The organism is Pseudoalteromonas sp. DY56-GL79, assembly GCF_041414765.1.
Taxonomy (GTDB): domain Bacteria; phylum Pseudomonadota; class Gammaproteobacteria; order Enterobacterales; family Alteromonadaceae; genus Pseudoalteromonas; species Pseudoalteromonas piscicida.
The window spans coordinates 42,699-62,758 of record NZ_JANHZS010000012.1 but is presented as its reverse complement, the minus strand read 5'-3'; the positions used below and the strand labels follow the sequence as shown (position 1 = coordinate 62,758).

At 43.9% G+C, this 20,060-nt stretch carries 12 protein-coding genes; 4 read left to right on the top strand and 8 right to left on the bottom strand.

Annotated features, from left to right (window positions below):
* Positions 1 to 49: 49 nt before the first annotated feature.
* The 3 genes from NO992_RS10260 (at position 50) to NO992_RS10250 (ending at position 1,207) form a co-directional block, all read left to right on the top strand.
* The gene (locus tag NO992_RS10260; RefSeq protein ID WP_371376706.1) at positions 50 to 523 is read left to right on the top strand and encodes a VOC family protein; all 474 of its coding nucleotides are present in this window, start codon (positions 50 to 52) and stop codon (positions 521 to 523) included.
* A 244-nt stretch (positions 524 to 767) separates the two neighbouring features.
* Positions 768 to 935 (top strand): hypothetical protein, encoded by a 168-nt coding sequence (locus tag NO992_RS10255; RefSeq protein ID WP_017217813.1) that lies wholly within the window; start codon positions 768 to 770, stop codon positions 933 to 935.
* A gap of 110 nt (positions 936 to 1,045) precedes the next feature.
* On the top strand, positions 1,046 to 1,207 hold the full coding sequence (locus tag NO992_RS10250) for a hypothetical protein (RefSeq protein WP_017217812.1): 162 nt from the start codon (positions 1,046 to 1,048) through the stop codon (positions 1,205 to 1,207).
* Between the two features lie 72 nt (positions 1,208 to 1,279).
* Here NO992_RS10250 and NO992_RS10245 read toward each other — a convergent pair whose 3' ends face one another.
* Positions 1,280 to 2,296 carry a CDP-glycerol glycerophosphotransferase family protein gene (locus NO992_RS10245; protein WP_371376700.1) on the bottom strand — a complete coding sequence of 339 codons (1,017 nt, stop codon included), beginning with the start codon at positions 2,294 to 2,296 and terminating at the stop codon, positions 1,280 to 1,282.
* A 113-nt stretch (positions 2,297 to 2,409) separates the two neighbouring features.
* Positions 2,410 to 3,447, bottom strand: coding sequence for an NAD(P)H-dependent flavin oxidoreductase (locus NO992_RS10240; protein WP_371376867.1), 1,038 nt, complete (start codon positions 3,445 to 3,447; stop codon positions 2,410 to 2,412).
* Positions 3,448 to 3,547: 100 nt separating this feature from the next.
* Here NO992_RS10240 and NO992_RS10235 point away from each other — a divergent pair, with 100 nt between their 5' ends.
* Complete coding sequence (locus tag NO992_RS10235) at positions 3,548 to 3,727, top strand: hypothetical protein (protein WP_010370747.1); 180 nt, start codon at positions 3,548 to 3,550, stop codon at positions 3,725 to 3,727.
* 11 nt (positions 3,728 to 3,738) lie between these two features.
* Here the strand turns inward: NO992_RS10235 and pgsB are convergent, their stop codons facing one another.
* The 6 genes from pgsB to NO992_RS10205 are packed head-to-tail and all read right to left on the bottom strand — an operon-like array spanning position 3,739 to position 20,054.
* Positions 3,739 to 7,806: a poly-gamma-glutamate synthase PgsB gene (gene pgsB, locus NO992_RS10230; protein WP_371376697.1), complete on the bottom strand. Its 4,068-nt coding sequence runs from the start codon at positions 7,804 to 7,806 to the stop codon at positions 3,739 to 3,741.
* Positions 7,796 to 12,019 carry a hypothetical protein gene (locus NO992_RS10225; protein WP_371376693.1) on the bottom strand — a complete coding sequence of 1,408 codons (4,224 nt, stop codon included), beginning with the start codon at positions 12,017 to 12,019 and terminating at the stop codon, positions 7,796 to 7,798. Before NO992_RS10225 ends, pgsB begins: the two co-directional genes overlap by 11 nt.
* A complete protein-coding gene (locus tag NO992_RS10220) occupies positions 11,998 to 12,750 on the bottom strand; it encodes a hypothetical protein (protein ID WP_371376690.1) in 753 nt (250 codons plus the stop codon). The genes NO992_RS10225 and NO992_RS10220 overlap by 22 nt, the downstream gene beginning before the upstream one ends.
* Positions 12,737 to 14,989, bottom strand: coding sequence for a hypothetical protein (locus tag NO992_RS10215; RefSeq protein WP_371376687.1), 2,253 nt, complete (start codon positions 14,987 to 14,989; stop codon positions 12,737 to 12,739). The genes NO992_RS10220 and NO992_RS10215 overlap by 14 nt, the downstream gene beginning before the upstream one ends.
* Positions 14,976 to 18,080: a poly-gamma-glutamate biosynthesis protein PgsC/CapC gene (locus NO992_RS10210; RefSeq protein ID WP_371376683.1), complete on the bottom strand. Its 3,105-nt coding sequence runs from the start codon at positions 18,078 to 18,080 to the stop codon at positions 14,976 to 14,978. Before NO992_RS10210 ends, NO992_RS10215 begins: the two co-directional genes overlap by 14 nt.
* The gene (locus NO992_RS10205; RefSeq protein WP_371376679.1) at positions 18,081 to 20,054 is read right to left on the bottom strand and encodes a hypothetical protein; all 1,974 of its coding nucleotides are present in this window, start codon (positions 20,052 to 20,054) and stop codon (positions 18,081 to 18,083) included.
* Positions 20,055 to 20,060: the final 6 nt, after the last annotated feature.

Genomic DNA, 20,060 nt, shown 5'->3' with positions numbered 1-20,060 from the left:
AATCGGCTAGTTTTAGAGGGAATTTAACGGACTTTATAGGATCCATATTATGGCGACTTCTTCAATTCCTCCCGGTTATCATTCACTCACGCCTTACCTCATTGTGGCTGGTGCAGCAAAAGCTATCGAGTTTTACCGAGCTGCTTTTGGCGCTAGCGTAAAGCTTCAGTTACCTATGCCAGATGGAGGAATAGCACATGCGGAGCTGCTGATTGGTAACTCTTATGTGATGCTTTCAGATATGTGCCCTGATATGCACTTTAAAGATCCCAATGAGCTTGGTGGCACGCCCGTTAGCTTGATGTTGTATGTTGACGATGTGGACACTGTGTTTGCGGGGGCAATTGAATTGGGGGCACAGCAAGTCACACCCGTTTGTGATCAGTTTTATGGTGATAGGGCGGGAACGCTACGAGACCCATTTGGTCATGTCTGGACGATTGGCACGCATAAAGAAGATCTCACAGAAACCGAGTTACTCGCGCGTATGGCTGATTTTATGGATAAGCAACAAGATGCCTAGTTGAGGTAAGCTTATCTCATTAGATTGCAGATTTATTAATTTTTTGTTTGTTTTTAATGGTGCGTTTTTTGGGGGTTGTGGTTAAAAAACATTATTTAACATATGGTTAACTGTTGTCCTAATGAGGGAGTGAATTTTAAAGTTAACTTTATTGTTAATAATGTTGAATTTTTAATTTTTTCATGGCAGCTTAAGAATTAGTGATAAATTCTTATCACTAAACGACTATTTCAAGGAAATGATAATGAAATTAAAATTAAAAAAATCAGCGTTGAAGCAACTAGATAAAAACCAAAACCTACCTTTACAGCAAACCCCTCAAGTAGCTGGCGGTGCTGAGCCAAACACTAGAATCCCATGCCGTTTAACGGAAACGTTGACTGGTACGGATTACGGTCAGTGCCGTTGTTAGTATAGTCGAGCAGTGTTTTAGGTTGGCCTGATGGGATAGAGATCGACTTGTTGGACTATCAACCTTAAACAACATGATTTATAAATTAAGATTAACTCAAGGATAAGAAGATGAAATTAAAATTTAAAAAAACAGCATTAAAACAATTAGATAAAAAACAAAGCTTGCCTCAAGAGCAAACACCAAACATCGCTGGTGGTGCAAATAGCCGTATTCCGTGTCGTCCGCCTTTGACGGAAACGGGTAACCAATACTGGCAGTGCGATTGTTAAGATTAGTGATAAATTAACATGAACAAGCTCACATTTTAGTGAGCTTTTTATTTCCGAAAAGTTACCGGCTTTTCACCTTATCTTCATGTAATTCAGTGCTTTGCGTATTTTATAGCGCCTCAATAAATTAAGTGGTTTACGCTTTAATCCAGCAGCAATTACGGTCTCTGTTGCTGCGAGTATGCGCTCGGCGCTTTTACCATCGCGGTAAGGGTGCACTTGCTGAATATATTGCTCAATACGTTCACTTTGTGCCTCAGACAGATTAAGTGCTTGTTCAACCGCTTCAGATAATTTGCCTGCGTCGGTAATATTGATTAAGGCATCTTGAGGCTGGTGATTATTAAATGTGATAACCGGTTTACCAATTAGTAGCGACTCATCAACGGCGCTAGAGGTATCAGAAATCACCACATCTGCTTGCTGAATAAGTGGAATGAGATTGTCATTCCCAGCGATTTCAAAATCGCTGATAGTTTCAAGTTCCATGTACATCTGTTGCCACTGCTGTTTCGTCTTAGGATGAAACTTAAGTTGGACTTTGTATTTTCCTGACTCTGCGAGCTGTTTGATTTGTGCATGTAATGCTTCAAGCGATGTGAGATTGGGTGAAAAAGTAGGAGCATACAGTATGACTGGCTTTTCATTCTCTTGCTTGGTGTAATCAAAATAAGGGTCGAGTTTTGGCCAGCCAGTTTCAATTACCGAGAAATAACCATGTTTTTGTGCGAGTTGGTTAAATGGCGCGGTGGTAATTGGGCCATGAGTACAATACAAGTCGAAGAAACCACGGATCCCAAAGTGACCTTTCTTTTTATATTCTAACCCGTGAAACACTTGCACTTTAGCGCCTGGGAAAAAGTCAGGAACAACGTTTCCAGGTACAAATACAGCTCTGGGATTAAACGTCTTGACGTCCTCTACGCTCAGTAACTCTGCTTCGTCTGGTGCAAGTGAACTTGAGTTTACATCTTTACCTTTTAAAAACCATTTCACTACGTCACCGTTAGCACGGATAGCGTTTTGAAGGGGTCTCAGAATGGCAAAGCTATATGGCTGCTCAATGTAGAAAAGATAATGTTTAGGCATTAAAAGTCACTTATAAAATCAGAGTTTATGGCCAGCACTTGAATTGCGCAACTAGGGCCAGAGCGATATTGAGCAAATAATACCGCTTTTACCGCATCAATACCAAACATCCGTTACTTGGCTGTACTGCTGCCGATACGTGAATGCACCTCAGTGGCTTGAGCCATCATGTTATCCATTAAGGTTTGTACTGATTCGATTTCTCGAATTAAGCCTTGAGATTGACCAATAAACTGCACGCCATGGTCTAAATCTCCGTGGATTGTGGCGGCTTCAAGCTTTTCGGTGGCGGCTCCAAAGAGCGACAGCATCTTAATTTTATCGAATTGAGATAACAGCCCTAGTAGTAGCTTCCATAAGGGTATGTCGACCATTTTAGCGGCCTTGAATGATTTTATGGTGGCCATGAAAAAGTTCATCGGGCGGCGCGTTGCCTTTTCAGCCATGGGGGTTTTCATTACTCGAGCATAAAGACCATCGAAGTTTTTGGAATAAATCGTCTGTTCAACATCTTTTTCCACTACAGTATTTTTGACATGTTGATGCAAAGGACTTTCTTTAGATGTTGCAAAACGAGAGCCCATTGCAACGCCCTCTGCGCCAAGCGCTAGCGCGGCGATAAGTCCTCGACCATCGGCAAATCCCCCAGCGGCAATCACAGGTATATCGACAATATCGACTATGCTCGGCACTAAACACAGTGAAGTTACTTCACCACCATGGGCTGCGGCCTCATGACCTGTAACTAATAGCGCATCAACGCCAGATTTTTGTGCTGCTAGTGCATGCTTTTGTGTCACCACAGTGGCAATGACTTGTCCGCCGTAAGCTTTAGCTGCTTGTACTAGCCAATCGCCTTTTCCTAAAGAAAAATTGATAACAGGCACTTGCTCTTCTAATGCGACTTTGGCATTTTCTTTGGCGCCTGGCATCATTAACGTCACACCAATACCAAAAGGCTTATCGGTGAGTGCACGAATTTTTCGTATTGCTTGACGTGTCTCGTCCTGACTGAGCGGGCCCGTGGCTAAAATACCTAAGCCACCAGCATTGCTCACAGCCGCAACAAGCTCAGGGACAGAAATCCAGCTCATGCCGGGTAATATAATGGGTTTTTCGATGCCAAATAATTCGGTGATAGCAGTTTTCATCATTGTTATTCTACTGGTCAGATGTGTTTATGAGCATAGCTGGAATTTTGCTTGAAGTGAATACCGGTTGTAAGATACCTGTTTAGAAAGAGGAACTAAGATGAATGTAGTTATATTATTAGTGAGTTTAGTCATCGCGTTGGTCGTCTTGATACCGTTATTGGAAAAGTATCAGCAGCGTTTAGGGCTAGATAAAATGCAAAAGTATGCCAAATATGTACTGCCTTTATTAATGGTGACGCTGATCATTAAACTTATCTACGTTTTAGTGGTCGGGTAACAAGCGCCGAGCTATTTTTTGCGGCGCTTACCATTTTGTAATTTCAACCATCCAGGTTTTTGCGAGCGATTTAATTCACTTAAAATAAGGGTTGCCTTTTCTATTGTGATCCTAAAGTCGGCGATATCTTTGTATACCTGAACTGCGATTTTTTTCCTTTTTACCGCCGCGCCGGCATCTAAAAATGACTCGACCAATTTATTCAAAAAGCGTGTTAGCGGCGAGTGAGCCCGCGTATTATCTTTACTTTGTAAGCGTTGCATTTGTTGCTCGAGTTTGCGCTTTATTTGCGTTAATTCGGCTTGGCTGAATTCGCTTTGGGCATTGGGCAACATTTTGAACAAGTCGAGCTTGTCAGCTAAGTATTGGCATTCAATCGCGCTGAGCTCCTCTTGCTGTAAAATTCTACTTAAGCCATTTCTAAACTCAGTTTGTGTTACGCTGCGGCGGCTCAGGCGCTCGCAATGCTGATTAAACAACTGCCACTTTTGCCACATGTAAACGTAGCCCAGTCCCGCACCTTTGATATTTTGCATGCCGACGATAATTTGATGTTCATTTGGCAGTGCTTGTTTGGCAATGATTTGATTTAAGGCATCAGGCTTAATGTCGCTATCATGCACTAACGTACATTTGAGAGTGGCAAGTTGCTCTGCAAGCGCTGTTGTTTGCGAAAGCCTAGTGTTCAGATCTTCAACTGCCAAAAGCGACTGGGCAATCGTCCACGCCTCAAAACGCTTTAGAGTGGGCTGATGTGTGTCGTTTTCATGATTAAGTTGCGACTGCAGCGAGTCGAGGCTTGAAAACGCAGACTCAGGCAGCTTGTCTGCCGTAGTATTTAATGATGCGATAAGCGCATCTCGCGATAATGTGAGCCTAAAGCGCGTGAGTAAATCGCGCAGTGCATTGTGGTCGTTATTGCTGAAAATACTGTGTAAGAGATTGTCCAGTGCAACCATAAAGTACTTAAAGAAACCATCGATATTGGTGCCGATCACCACAATGGCATCAAAATGCAGATCATTGGCCAGAATGTTCGCAAATACTTGCGAGCGCGCTACACGGTCGTTGCGATTATTAATTAGTGCAACAATTTGCCCCTGTTTTCCCTGTTCGACGATGTTTAAGCGTTTCCAATTTTCTATCGTTGCTAGACGTTCGTTGGCAGACATGCTGTTGATAAAGCTTTGACTGATTGCACCAATCTTTGCGGTCGTAAACTGCTGAAGCACGCCAACATCGGGAATAACCCTAGAAGCCGTTTCTTTGAACACATAGTCTTTATTGATGCCAATATATTGCGCCATTTTGCAGACTAAGGCGATGTTATCCGGATGCTCAACATAGGGGTATTTTGCGAGAATGTCAGGCGTTATTTGATACCCATCGCCCCAATGAATTTGAATTAGCGACGTGTTTTTTTGCTCCGCCGCCAAGTTGAGCACGGAGGCCATATTCTGCTCGGCGGTGAACACTTGGGTGTTGTAGCCCAAAAAGGCAGACATTTCTTTTGCCACATCTAAGCCTGTTGGGCCCAAAATATCTTCATGGTCTGGGTAGGCATTAGTAATGGTAGCAAAATTGTCTTTCATCCAGCGAACTAGAATTTTTACATATCTTGGGTTTAAGCCCATACATTCCCACAGGAAAACGTCCGCCTTTACCTGTTTTGCAAAATGTAGCACATCAGCTTGCTCCCAAATACTCGCCTTGTCGAAAGGCCGAAATAGCGGGATCTCATATTGCTCACCAGAAATTTTTGAATAGATAAGCATCGCTTCACAGCCGGTAGTTTTACTCACTACCCTCAGTGCTAAACTACTGAATAAAGCCGACTTAAGTCTCTCGGTTCCCGATTTTCCTCGTGTTCCCCAGCCGCCAATGGACACCGGAATGTGTTTGCGATTTTGCTTTATTCTTTTACTGACATAAATATGCCGAGTCCAAAAGTAGCTAATAAATGCAAGCACAAAGAAAACCAGCTGCGAAATACTATTCTGATAAATGGCATCGACGTATTCTTTAAAACTGCTCCACATGGTGAGTAGCGCTGAGGTGACACCAGAGCGAGTATAAAGTTGCTGAATGTCTTTCGCGACAGGAAATGGCGTTCCCGCGATATCCCCGTAGGCACTAAAGCGTAGCGAAAACCCCAGCGTGCTAAGTGCATCCAAATACTTACTTTGCTCAAGCTCGTTGCCTTTTCTTAAGCGGTCTAGCTCTGCAAACTGCCATGTTATGGTCCAGTACGCCTTAAGGCGTTGCCATAAAGTCGATGGCGGAGTAACGGCTAAAATACCATCTGGCGTATAGGTTTTGGCGTCTTCTTTACTGTGGTCATTGGTCAGTACACTTAGCAAAAAGTCGAGTAATGGTAGATGTGGTCGACTCGTTTGTTCAGCGATATTAAAGAGCAATTCCCCCGGCACTTTTGTTTCGCTAATTTCCGCGGTAGTGCAGCTAGGGACGTGGATCGATACGCTGGGCTTTTTCGCTTTGGTATGAGAATAGCTTTGACGTTTATCGGTACTTGGTTGTCTTATTTCGTGTATTACTCGCCATAATCTTCTTGCTTGACGATAGCCTTGTTGGATACGCCAGCCAGCTTTTGTTTTTGAGGCATTAAGACTTTGACCGCGCTGTGCGATATAAGAAAGTGAGCGGCCCAGTTCATCACGAGACCAAGTTGCCAGTGCGTCACTTTGTTCGTTGGCTTCAAGGGAAGCATTGAGCTGCGCGATGATGGCTTGATGATAGAAGCTACCTAGCTGCTCTCTGGCTCTGGTGATATAACGGCAAACGGCGATGTTTGTTTCGTTCGATAAACAGTCATTCAAGGTGTCAACAAACCGTTTGAAGCAGAGATCGGCTTGATTTGATTCAAGTTGCATATTCAACATAATACGCGCGCTTTGCTCAAGTGCTAAGCGCTTGAGTTGCATACTAAAGTCTCCAGTTAGTACACGTTGCCACAGTAAAAATGCAAAGTCGTGTTGGCAAAAGCGGTCGGCGGATAACTGTTTTATCAAGGTGAAAAGTACGGCATTTTCACTCTCTTGCTCAAACCGTTTGGCGATTAACTCTTGTGCAAACGATGTGGGATAAAACTCGACAAACTCTAGCGTAACCTGGCGCACCCTAGGTAAGGTGTGCTCGCTGAGTGCACAAAGCATATTGAGATCTTTTTCTGTAAGCTTTGGCTGGCTGACAATAATTTTAGGAAAGATACTCAAAATATAGAGTACTTCGGCATCAACTTGCTGACTATTTTCAATATCGTTCGCTTCTTCAAGCAAAGCCCACATGTAGGCACGAATAAAGGTGGGGCGTTGATGTATTAAGATCTCTAAAATATCGACGGTTGCCTGATAGGGCATATTGTCAGACTCAAGCAACTCAATAAGTTTGGCGATAAGATCTGCGTCTAATTCCGAGTCAACCTCATAGTTGTTCAAGGTTGCGACCATATTGACCAGTGCGCGGATCAAGCCATGACGAATATGTTGATTTTGACTATGGGCGAGTAAATTTAAGCAAAATGGCTGTAAATCCAAGCGTTGCCAGGCATTTTCTAGGGTATCGTGGTGAGCACGTAAATATCGATTCGTTAGCGCCCCTAGTTTGGCGATTAAAAACTTAACCTGTTGTTCAATAGTGGCAACTTGATGTTGGTATCGAGCAACTACAGCACCTTCGTCAAACCATCGTGAAAAAGCTTTTTTATCTTGTTCTAACGCGGCTTTAGTAGTGCCAAGTTCTTGAGCATAAGCAATAATATGAAGCTCTTTTTCGCTGGCGAATTCAGACTTAGCGATACGCTGTACAAATCCGGTGTGGGATACCTCTAGCAGCAAGATTTGCTCATGTAGGGTCTCAATTTTATGGCGCAAAAAGGCGATAGATTGAAGTACCAGCCAGTCGGTTTCATCCTCGTTTTCAGGGCGATTGTAAATGAGTTCCCATGCGCACAATTCGTCGATTAACGCACTGTATTTATGTTGATACAAGTTCAGCCAAAACTTTTCAGTTTCGGCAAAAAATAGGGCTTCTAATTGACTCTTTAAGGCTTTAGCGCTCATGTAAATCTTGCTCTAATAAATGACTTAGCTGTAACGATTCAAAAATAATTTCATCGTGAGCATAGGGGGCAAAAGCAGTTTGCTGCAAATTGCCTAAACGTACTTGTAGCCCAACCTGATGGGTATTGTTAAACCAGTCTTGAGTCCAAGTTACGCCTAACCAACCTGCGGTGTTATGGCTAAAGTCAAAACCCGTTTGCCAACCTAATTGAGTTAAGTATTGCCATGTTGGATTGGGACGGTTCTGATCGGCAAATACATAGCTTGATGTTAATCCGGCGTGGAAAATATGGCCTTGATAAAATTGATACCAATCAAGTGAAAACATTGCATTGTCGAGCGTTTGCCAATCTTGATTTGACGTCAGTGTAACGCCGGAGCCGAAGTAACTATCAACCCAAGGCTGATAGCGCAGCCCAGCATGCGCTTGCCAGCCGTGCTTGTGATTATTACGGTAAAAGGTGTACATATCAGGGCCAATTTGCTCGTCTGCAATAAATTCGTCCTTGCTGATACTGGTGTAAGTGTAAAAAGGCTGCCACCACCAAATGCTTCTAAAACCGCTGTTATAACGGTGAATTTGGCCAAACTTTGCCGAAATACTAGAGCTTAAATGGGTTTCACTGATTGCCGTTGCATCCTGCCAACGATTACGCATCCTCGCTTCTGCAAACCAGTTCGACTGCTGCGAGAGCCAATCATATTGACCATTAATAGAGAAGGTGTCTTGGTGATGATTATCCATCGTGTAGAAAGTATCGATGCGGTACCAGTTATTCTCATCCTTCACTCTCAATGATACACCTAAATCGAGTGTGGTACGGCTGGGGCTAGGCTCCGTTGTCTGTACAATGTCGTCGCTATCAATATTCAAAAATCCTTCGACGCCAGTGCGACTTTCATCAGTTTCAATGAGAGCTTGCTGAAATACTTGCTCAGCACTTGTTGGTGTTAACTGTTGCTTGGCTTTTAAGAACATTGGCACTTCAGGTACTAGATTAACGCGGTGCAATGTTGGACTTAACGTCCAGATAGACATGCGTGCTAACGTTGGTTGTTGCTGGCCGCTTAGTGAGACTTGTCCTGCTGGGTGAAAATAGGTGGCTTCATTTCTAATACCATCGGCAAAGGTTTCAATTTTTATCAGGCTATCTCGAGTTAATTTCGCCGTGATTGGGGTTGTTTCATCAGAGCGATAAAAAATCTGCCTCGTATCCAATGGGATATCATGCCATTGACCTTGGTTGAAGTATTGCGGACGTACGCTCACGCTTTGTCCCGATAGAGGGTTGAGCCAACGTAATTGCAATAGTCCTTGTCGCGTCTCGATTTGTTTAATGCCGTAATAGAGCGGTTGCATTGGCTGCAGCGAGATCACATCACCTTGATTTGGCCCTACTAGTTCTACATTAGCAGGCGGTGCAACAATTTGCTTGGCGGAAGAGTAGGCAAACTTTACTCTTACTTGAACTTGTTGGTACTCAGAAAAATCAATAGTCAGTATTTCGTTTGCTCTGAGCGGCAGGCCTGACGGCTGATTTTCTGTGAGGTGTGCGGTGATCTGGTCACCAACGCTTTGCGCCGCAAGCGTATCAACCTTTACCTTTTGCGTGCCAACATAGCTAGTATATTGTTCCGCGGCAAGCCATTGACCATAGCGCATCAAGCGGGCATATAAATCGGTTAAAACGGCATCACCCGATAAACTTGGGTGCAGACGTTGAAGGACCCTGTTGTAGCTTTCGTTAGACAATGTTTGCTGACTCAATTGATACAAGGCATTTATCGCGATTTCTTTAGCGCTGAGCTCATCTGCTATGCGCGCATCAGCGCGACTAACCAAGTGTGCAGACTTATCTACAAAAGCTGGAGTATTCGCGGTGTCTGGTTGCACCCGGATCTCTACAAACAAATCATTACTACTGAAAAGCGTGAGACTTTCATGTGCGGCTAATTGGATATATTGCTGTGATGCAACAGATAACCGAGTCGCTTGTGGTTGCAATTGTAAGTTTGCTGCAATATCACTAAATATGGGTAAAAGCCGGGTTTTGGTGTTGTGTTCATACAGTAACCATTGGGTATTTTTGTATTCTTGTCCTTGGTAGGCTGCACGTGCACTTAGCTTGACCGTCAAAGGTGTTTTAGCAACCAGCTTGATTGGTTTATCTGAACTTAGCGGATAGTGCTCAGTTTGATCATCCAGTGACTCCACGACTTGTAAACCATAGTGACTGAGGCTGTATTGTGGTTCGGTAAGTTCATTTGTTTGAATTGCCGCGATTTGTTCGGCCTGTTTTGGTGTTAATGCCATTTGCTGGCTTGTCCACAGCGCTTCTTGCTGAAGCCCGGAGTCAAGTAGATATGTCAACAGGATATCATTGCATTGATATTGCGTGATATCGGTTTCGTGGGCAGCGCATAATAGGCTAGCTTGGATATATTCATTCCTTGCTAAATATCTCGAGAGTAGCTCATTGGCAGCGTATTCTCTTAAAGATTGGGCGGTGCTTTTAAGCAATGACTTTAGTAACACCTCGGCGTTTCCACTGCGTTCTAGCTGAGTCAAAATAGCAATATTAAGTTGCCAAGCCATTAACGTAACTTGCTCACTATGACCACTCAAATACGGCTTTAGTTTTGCAAGCGCCATGAGGGGTTTGGTCTTTGCTACCATTTGCAGTTCCGCAAGCACTTTAGTGGCGGTAAACTGGTCGTGGCTGTCTGTCTTAACGCTTATTTCCGGCGCACTCAGCCCACTCAGTGATAAATGATAAGTGTCCGCTCGATTTTGTTTGCTTCTTGCCAACAGACCTTGAACGAGTGGCCCTTGGCCTAGCGTTTCTTGCGTCATGGTCAAGAAGTCGGGAAATGGTTGTAAGCGGTTGACTGCTACAGCGATATCAAGCGCTTGCGCAGCACCTTCAATCGTCACAGCTTTGGATGCTGGATTTATGTGTAGGGTAAGTCTTTGAAAATGACTGCTAGGCGCAACAAGCAGCGTATGTCGGCCATGCTCGCTGGTGATGGTTAAGCGCTCTTGCGTTCTTGATCGAACATACAAGGTAATTGCATTATCCATTCTCAGTATGTTCTCAAGACGATAGTTAAGTGGCTGAGACGAGGTAATGTAATTGACTCGCTGAGCGCTCGAGGTGAGCAGCACTTGCCCAGCGGCGCTGCGGCTGCCCAGTGTTACTCCACTTATCGCAACATGATGAGTGAGCGGTTGAGGGGAGCTTGGCGTTAAAAAGTACAGTGTAGAGGCAATATCGTTAAGCATTTGCTTACGTTTGACCGCCAATGCTGTATCAGTAGCGCTAAAAGTGAGTGGAGAAGTATCACCATTCATGTAAAGGGCGCTAAGCTGCTCGTTCAGCTGTTTATTCCAATACGGATTAAATAACGACTCTTGCTGCTTTATTCCTGCATTGTCGTCGTAAATACCACGGTGCATTTGTAGTAAGTTAAGGTAGGTAGGCACCGATGTTGTGATAGTGAGATAACTACCTTGCGGGACGGTAATATAATCTTGGTTAGATAAGCCGACTTTAGGCTCAAGGTACTCATCCGCTTGGATATCTGATATTGCAATGGTGCTGATAACCTCACCGTTAACTTTAATTGTAGCAGTACCATTTTGCGCAATCGCGTGCAGATCTTTTCGAACCTCTAGTTTGAGCTTTTTGGCGTGCTCAAAGAATACGCTTGTCACTTGTGTAGGTTGTAGGTGAAACCAGCGCTCTGTATCTTGCGCTAATTGCAGTATTTGGTCGTCAAGTCCTGGCAGTCTGAGTGCTCTTCGATACGGATCTCTATGGCTGTGCATACTGCCTTGCCAAAGCGCGAGAGATTGAGCGTTATCACCTGTGTAAGCAACCTGAATTAACCGGTTTTGTGCTGTTGCACTCAGTTGGCAGCGGGATTGAATACATAACCAATCGGACGTTGGAATGGCACGTTGTAGCTTTGGAGTTTCCCCTGCAAAAAACTCGAATGTCTCGAGGGCATTTGGTGTCGTTACTAACCACGCGTGACTTGGCAAAAACAGCCAGGCTTTTTGCTGCGGTGCAAAGTGCTTGTTAGCATTGGCTTGGATAAATTGCATACGTGACAGATCAACCCATTGGGCAGCCGTTTGTATCCCTATCTCATTTGCTCGGGATATCGTTGCAAACAGCATTAGTGTCATTATAAAAGTGATTGCACGCATTTAGTAAACTGCTCTAGTTGTTGATTGTTATTAATTAATTGCTTTCTTGTTTGATAGCTTAGCTCAATATGGATAAAGCTATATTCAGGAAGCGCAAGCTGATGCATGATATTTTGCGTCCCGCCAAGTTCTTGGACTTCTTGAGGGTAAATCAGCGCCCGATAACCTTGCTTAACAAGACAAGACTTCAACTTCCATAGTGTGTCGTCATTTGTTTTGCCTTGGCTCAAAATTATTTCGCTTAGTTTACCGGCGTCGGTTTTTCGCTTTTTCTGACTAAACCCATGTATTTGGAATACTTTTGCTGTTGGGTGTAAAGATGTAAAAGCTATGATAGCTGACGCGTGAATATTGTGAGGTTGCTTGGCGTAATCATAGGTTTTACCTGTGTCGTTGTTATCGTATCTGTGTTTTGTGTTGTTCAGTAACACTTGGCAACTGTGCTGGAAAATGTGCTCACCAATGGTCTGCGTATGTTTATCATGAAAGCGATGTGGAACAGACACCACGCAAGGCCGATGCTTTGGTGCATATGTGACTTCGCCATGCGCTTCACTTTGAGGTTTTGGCGTCAATGTAAATTGCTCTGCGTGTTGCGTAAATTGCCAGCCATCGAGCGCTACAGGTTGCTTAAACCAGTGCGCCATTTTGCTGCTGTCGGGAACCGCAGCGTTAACATTCAATGACAGGCACAATGTAATGTAAAGTGCGCAGCGACTAAGGCGTTTCATCTTGCCACCAGTTTAATGTTGCATCAGGTTGTTCATGTTCCTCTAATACACTTATCCAAACATCATGTGAAAAGCGAAGCGTCATGGTTTTAGGCGATGTTAAGTCTTGAAACAGCGGCAAAGTAATACTCGGGTACTCGTAAAGCTCTGCGTGATTAGGGTTAAAAAGCATCCTCGTTTGTGCAGGGTTTAGGTGTAGTACAAAGTGTTTAGCTAAAATCGTGTATTCATCGCTTGGGGTGATTACCTTAGTGCTATCCAGAGCGGTTGCTACCGTGATTTCAGCTTGAGGGTCGGCACTAAACACTTTGACGACCAAAGCGTTAGGTTGCAAGTTATCCTCGCTAACAGCAACGGTAAATGGCGTTGTTTTTGCCACTTTGTACAGGCGGATCTTCCGCACGGTTCTTGGGATCCCTTGATTGATGAAAAGTGCTTGGGTGTTCGCCAACTCCTCTATTTGTAAGCTGTTTAACGGAACTTCAAATAATGTAGGTTTATGCTGTTGCTTCACAATCACACTGCTTGGGTAGCTTGTTGCTTTACCGAGCTTAAATAGTGCAGATTTGGCTACCTGACGATATTCAAACTCCATTTGCGGTACTGAGTTATCAAAGTAAGCTTGCTCAATGGGCACCAACGCGATATCCGATACAGCTAAAAGCTGATCTAAGTCTTTGGAGCGGTATTGAGGCAGCAACTCAGGTACTTCAGGTGGCGCTTCAAATAAGCGCACCGATGCTATCTGCTTTTGAGTGTGAAAGAGATAATGGTTGTCGGCCTTTTGGCTAAACCATGCGTCAATCCCTTGATAAACTGGACTTTCAGGGTCACACACCGAATCGCAACGATGGCTCAGATAATTAAATGTTGGACTGCGAGCTTGCAGCTTCACCATCGCGTCTTCGGCTTCAATTTTGATTTGATTAACGTTATCTGGTATTGCCAAATAACGCTTCTCTGCGGTTGGTAAGGTTTGTCGCTCCGTGGTTTCAGTTATCAGTCTATCAAACAAAGCTTGCTCTGCCGTTGCGGTAAAAACATAGTCCTTGATCCGTTCATTATTGCTATAGAGGCTCACAGAGAGAGTGCTGCCAATGGGCGCGCGCCACTCTATAGCGATATCGCTTTTAGGAGAGACTTGATAGTAAACCGGCGTTTGCGCGTTGAGCATATAATAATAACTATGTAGCGGAACTATAGGGTCAACGCCATTACTAAATACCCGAATGCTGGTGGGGGCGCTTGCGCTAATGGTAACAAGGCCGGTTGGTAAGTTGCTTAGTTTAGCTTGCGCAGCGGATAGCACCTCAGGCGTTAGTGGCTTTGGCGCTTCGAGTTGGCGTAAATCGTGCCAAACAAAAGTAAGATTTGCATTCTCGGAATGACTTAATAAATATTCCGTGTGTTCATAGACGCGAAAACTTGCGCTTAGCTGCTCAGAAATAAACAAACTATCTAAGTCTAGCTGGGTCGAAAAATCATGATTAAGCACATTGTAGGGCAGTGATTCGTATAACAAGTCAGCACGAAAGTCAATATTAGGCACACCCTGCGGCGCTAGCTTTTGCCAATCTAACATGACTGAATTGTATTTTTCTTCGTTGGTTAAGGCGTTTTCACCTATGGTGTGGTAATTCGTCATGCGTTCACGCCACTCGGTTGGCCTTTTCAGCCACGCTTTGGCGGGGTCGGTAATACTGTTACTAGTTTGGGCATGGACGCGTACCACCACGCCTTTAAGCTGAGCATTCTCTGGTATCAACTTTAACGTGATAGTCGTAGCTTGTTGTAACTCTTCACGATTTAAATAAAAGGATTGTCCAGACGCCACGGCCAACGCTTCACGGTTTTCAATGATCTGTTTTACCTGTTGCTGAAAGTCGTTCGAGGCAGCTTTAGCTGCATGGTGATAAGTACCGTGATAAATAATAGCTCCTTTTGCATCAAGTAACTGATATTCAATAGCATAGTTGACAGGCTGATCATCCAGCGGCTGAGATTCGAATATCCCATTAGACAACACCCGAACAGACATGGTCCGAGACGCAGAAAAGGAAAACTTCAGTGCACTGTCGGTTTTTAGCCAATGCACATTGGAGCGAATATTAAACAGGGTCGAGGTATTTGAAGGCTCCGCTGATTTTACCCACACAAATAAAGTGACGGCGAACCAAACAAAAAGTAGCAGCAAAGCCGTAAAAATAGCAAATCGTAATATCTGCTTAATCCAGTACATAACGCCCCTCATGAACCGCTTTTGCATAAGTGGCTAAATCAATAACGCGATTTCTTCTTGGTAAGTATAGCGCGAGCAGTGCGTTATCTCGGGTAAACATTAATCCCAGCTCACCATTTCTATGCGTGCTGAAGGCGCTTATTTTACATTGGCTTTCAAATTGACAAAGCGCTTGGAGCATTGGTAAATGTTGGGTGGTGGCATAACGGCCTGTGGCGACGTTAAGCGCGTCAATAAATTGTGCACTAGCTTCATGCCAATCATCTGGAGAGAGGGTTAGCAAGTCGATCACTTTGAGTTTAGGTGTGTGCGCAACGGCTAAAAGGCGTTGCAATAAAGCGTCGTTGGTAATGGCAAAGTGCGATTTAAAATCTGATGCCAACCACAGGGCCACTAACTCACTTTTTGGTGCGAACAGCTGATATCCCGACTGTGGTGTGGTACCGAGTTCTAAGCCTCTAGTTGCTTGTTGTCCTAATACGGTTTGAGTATTAACACCCAGATCTGCCAGCACCCTTTGCAGTGTAGCAATGGTGTCATTATGAATAGGGTTAGGCGTTGTAAATTGGTACGCAAGCGCTGAAGGTCTGATGCTTGCAGGCGCGCTATGACTGCGGATCTGTAAATTAAGTAAGGGGTTATCATAAAAGTAGCGCTGTGCACTTTGATACACCACATTAAATAATGACCGCACGTTGTCGGCTGCCATTACATTTGCATCTATGCTGGTATACGGATGAGCACCAGCGATCGCCAGTAACTTTGCATGGGCGGCCGTAAACAACTGACCAGAGAACTCCAAGGTGTTACTTTCAAAGAGCGGTCTAGGCACCGCAATAGTGAGGGATGGTTTAGCCAGCAAGGCAATAAAGTACACCCCTTGACCCAAATCATAGGCAGATTTGGTATTTAAAGGAGAAATTGCAACGAATTGCCCTTGGTTATTTTCAACTAAAGTTAATTGGTACTGTAATAGGTTTGCTACGCGATTTATCTGACTCAGCCTTACCTCAAGCGTTTCCGGCGTTGTCACTATCTCAAGGTTTTGGGTGATAGCAAATAACGGCCTTAACACTTCATATTCCCACAGTGCAGCACTGGTATCGCTCAGTGCGCTAAATGCACCGCTACCTTTGGCGCTAATGTGACTAGAAAATGCTTCAATAAGTGCCTGTATGCTCTCATCACTTGTGCTTATTTTATCTATGTCTTTGTCGATACGTTGCAGGCCATATGCGCTTAGTAACGACGAATAGCTATCCGAGCTTAAATACGCTTCTATCATCTGGCCATGGAACTGGCTGTAAGGTAAAGGAGCATTTGCCGCCAGACCAAAGTGTGCATCGTTGATGTTAAACAAGGTAGCAAGTTCAGATTGTTGTACTGAGCTTGGCACACTGTTAAATATCCACATCTGTGCGTCTTCTTTTAAACTGTGTTGGTGCATCAATTGGCTTACTTGCTGATTAATTTCTCTGAGTTGGACTACCTCTGGGGTATCCATCGCGATGAAAAAGTCACTGTAGAACTCGCTTTGTTTGCCGTTCTTATTGCCACTTTGGTTAGGTCGCGCATTGCCAAATGCCATAGCCTGACTTTGCCAATAGGAAAACAATATCCCACCAGCTTCGCTGGCAAGACGCTCAGCGGTGGGGTAAGGCACACTGATGATATGGGCTTTTTGAGCAGCTAAATTAATGATAAACAGGCCGCGTTTATGATCTTGTTGATTGTCTTTTATTACTAAAAATTGTGTCGTACGCTGCAAAGAAAAGTCGGCTTGACGCAGTAAGGTGGCGGCCTCGGCATAGCGTGACTCACTATCCTGCTTAAGCAACCTAATTGCTTGCTTAAAGTGGCTACGTTGCTGCTCGGTCACATATTGGCTGACATTAACGTTAGCCGCATTTTGAGTATACAGCTGGCTCTTGTAATTACTGATCACTTGGCCGAGCGTTAAATCGCTGGCTGTTTCATTTATCGCTAATGTATTACTTTGTACGAATAGGCTTGGAATAACCATAATTGCAAAACCAATACATATGGCGATAAAGCCACCAACAATTGAGGTTTGAAAAGTTGCACGGATCACAAGGCCTAGCGCATTTTTTTGGTAAATTTTAAGGGCGAGTAAGGTCGATAGCATGTAGCCAAAAGCAAAGGTATCGGTCACTTTTAAGGTTGGAAAGTAACCGACGACGACGTAGTTTAAAATCAGTTTGTAGACAAAGCCAATATTAAAAAACAGCAGCATGAGTCGTGCGCCTTCGATATTGGCGTGTTTTAAACGAGTAAAGTTTAAGACTACATATCCAAAGACTAAAATAATCGCTGTTTCTACGAATGATGTGAGCAGCTTAGTGGGTTGCATCAGTTGCAGAGCTAGCAGCGCAGGCAGCATAATGCCATTAAATTCCCAGCCGTACTTTAAATTAGCCCTTGATGCGATAAACGCGGTGATCACCAAGATAATATAAGCTTTAGGGGCTGCAATAATGGAGGCCGCAACAGCTTCGTACATGACGGCAAGATTGGCAATGCTAAAGTTGGTGAACGTCATCAATCCAAAACGAATGATGATATAGGTAACAATCAACTGAATAGCAGTGACTTTTATGCCATATTTAAAGCCGCCATTCCACATTACATTGGCGGTCAATGCGATGATAATCAGCCCGAGACTATAAAGCTGTGCGGCATAATCAAAAGTGATGTCCCATTGTGTTAAGTACGCGGCGACCAGTGGCCAAAACAGCACATCCATGGTAACTCGGACAATAATGCTTAACAAAACGATGGCAAAAAATCGGTCGCGGCCAAACATTTCTGCATAGCCCAGTCGCTCAACAAGTGTTTTGGCAAAAAACCGCATTAAGCCATAAACGACAATGGCCTCAACAATGATCACCCAAGCCGATGTTGGGCTCACGATAAATAAAGGGACTAGGTAACCTGGAACCACTAAACCAGTTAACGGGAAGCCAAACCTTAGATTGAAAAATGCAACAACCGCGATGCCTATCCAAACACACGTGATAACGGACTGCCCAAGTCCGCCCGCACTTGGGAATAGCGTCAGCGTCCAGTCCATCTATTCGTCATCCCACTCTTCAGGCAAAAGTTGCTCGTTAACCGCAAGCTGCTCTGACAAGTGTGTTAAAAAGGCTTCTTTATCATCTAGCTGAGATAACTGCTCGCCAAGGTCAATAAATTCAAATAACACCCCGCTGGTTTCAAATGGGGTACTGGCGTTAAGGCTGGTTGATTGTTTGAGTAAGGCGCGAATGCTTAGTAAATAAGTTCGATTGTCTAAATATACGGGTAATACGATTTTGCCACGTTTTAGGGTTAAATAGCGCAGCTTTCCTTTAGCTTGTTCACTATCCATCTCGGTACAGCGACACAGTAAGTCTAAGGCGGACATGTCGAAAATAGACAGCTTATGCTCTCTCGCAAAGCGTTCAAGAGATTCATTTACCTGCACAATTTGGCCAAATAAGTTATATAAAATACTGGCACTGTGAAGCTGGTTGAAGACATGCTCCAGTGAGGTGAGTTTTTGATCCATCTCATTAATTGCATTTTTGATTTTATGACTTAACGGTTCCTTTAGAGAAAAAGTCAGCGCCCGAGTCAGTGTGCTTTTGAGGTTTTTTTGCTCAGCAGAAAACACTTTATAGTGGAATAATAATTCACCAATTTGATGCGCAAAGAGATTTACATTTTTAATAAATGCTTGCTCATCAAAGTTATCTTGAGGAGTGACGGTTAGCGCCCAAAAACCCCGAACATCTCCTGCGTACATCAAGGGTGCGATATACTGCTGCTCATCTTCCGCGAGATGTTGGAAGAAAGGGCGGGTAATTTTGATAGCACCAAAAGCTTTGATTGCATCTGAATAAGGTACTCGCTCGTAATCTCGTCGCATCTCTAAGATATCACTGAGCTGACAGTGTATCGCGCGTATTTCAGTTACTCTGTGGTCACCCTCTAAGCGAGTGAGAAAGATACTTCTTCTCAGATTAAGCTGCTGATTAACCAGTTGGATTATTGCATCCCAAGGTTCACTATGCTCAAGAAAGTGCCGTGGTAGATATCGACCCATCATACGTTGCTGGATCAGGGCGATGAGAGACTTTAAGTTTTCTTCTTCTGACCATTTCAAAGAGATAAACACCCAAAGTAGCGTCAGCCATATCAAAGATAGCAGCTCACCAAGCGGCAATAACACGGAGTACCAATGATGCGCAGCAAGGCCACTTATGATCAGTAATATGCTGGTGGATACCGCAATGATGACATTGGTCTTGGTCGCATTTCTTTGGTACCACACTAAGAAAAATATTGATGCTAGTACCATGAGTGCGACTATCGTCACTTTATTTAAAGGCTGAATAAAGCTGTCGGATGCAAAGCTATTGGCGATAAATGCCTGTAGGTAAACAGGCGGAAGTTCTTGCGCACCAAAATAAGCATTACTATTCAAGCGTGAAAACTTTGAATGCTGAGCAACTAAGATGACCTTTTCGCTGAGTTGTGCTGTGAATAGGTCACCATCAAGTACTCTCTGCGCACTGAATTTTGGTAGTGAATAATAAGGCAGCGAGTAGTCTATGATTTTGTTGAGGTATTCACCATGCTGCGGAAATATTTTATCCCACAGTATGTCACACGTGTTTGCTGGTGGTGCAAGGCTGATTGCGCTGCCATACCAATTTTCTGTTTCCAACAGACAAACCGATTGCGTATTGAATGGATAGTAAATCGAGCCATCGTACTGTTGTGGCGAAAGTTCGGTATTTGCAAAGAACACAACGGCTTTTGGTTGATAGTCAGAGAGTATTTTTACCAACTGCTGATGTTGTTGTTGTAAGTTTTCCGCTTCAATCACGACTACTTGCGTTGCTTGTGTGGTGTTGAGCTTAGAAAACCATTGTAACCCGATTAGGTTTACCTGTTTATACAAGCCGGACGCTGAGGCGATCAACAAAATAGCGAATAAGCTCATAAATAGCCAAAACTCACGTTGGCGTTTTATAAAGTTTAATTGACTAAAAACCGACATGCTTTT

Excerpts from the sequence above, each read along its gene's own strand:
- NO992_RS10205 (WP_371376679.1), bottom strand. The coding sequence starts at position 20,054 with ATGTCGGTTTTTAGTCAATTAAACTTTATAAAACGCCAACGTGAGTTT.
- NO992_RS10240 (WP_371376867.1), bottom strand. The coding sequence starts at position 3,447 with ATGAAAACTGCTATCACCGAATTATTTGGCATCGAAAAACCCATTATA.
- NO992_RS10245 (WP_371376700.1), bottom strand. The coding sequence starts at position 2,296 with ATGCCTAAACATTATCTTTTCTACATTGAGCAGCCATATAGCTTTGCC.
- NO992_RS10225 (WP_371376693.1), bottom strand. The coding sequence starts at position 12,019 with ATGCGTGCAATCACTTTTATAATGACACTAATGCTGTTTGCAACGATA.
- NO992_RS10255 (WP_017217813.1), top strand. The coding sequence starts at position 768 with ATGAAATTAAAATTAAAAAAATCAGCGTTGAAGCAACTAGATAAAAAC.
- NO992_RS10210 (WP_371376683.1), bottom strand. The coding sequence starts at position 18,080 with ATGGACTGGACGCTGACGCTATTCCCAAGTGCGGGCGGACTTGGGCAG.
- NO992_RS10260 (WP_371376706.1), top strand. The coding sequence starts at position 50 with ATGGCGACTTCTTCAATTCCTCCCGGTTATCATTCACTCACGCCTTAC.
- NO992_RS10235 (WP_010370747.1), top strand. The coding sequence starts at position 3,548 with ATGAATGTAGTTATATTATTAGTGAGTTTAGTCATCGCGTTGGTCGTC.
- NO992_RS10215 (WP_371376687.1), bottom strand. The coding sequence starts at position 14,989 with ATGTACTGGATTAAGCAGATATTACGATTTGCTATTTTTACGGCTTTG.
- pgsB (WP_371376697.1), bottom strand. The coding sequence starts at position 7,806 with ATGAGCGCTAAAGCCTTAAAGAGTCAATTAGAAGCCCTATTTTTTGCC.
- NO992_RS10250 (WP_017217812.1), top strand. The coding sequence starts at position 1,046 with ATGAAATTAAAATTTAAAAAAACAGCATTAAAACAATTAGATAAAAAA.
- NO992_RS10220 (WP_371376690.1), bottom strand. The coding sequence starts at position 12,750 with ATGAAACGCCTTAGTCGCTGCGCACTTTACATTACATTGTGCCTGTCA.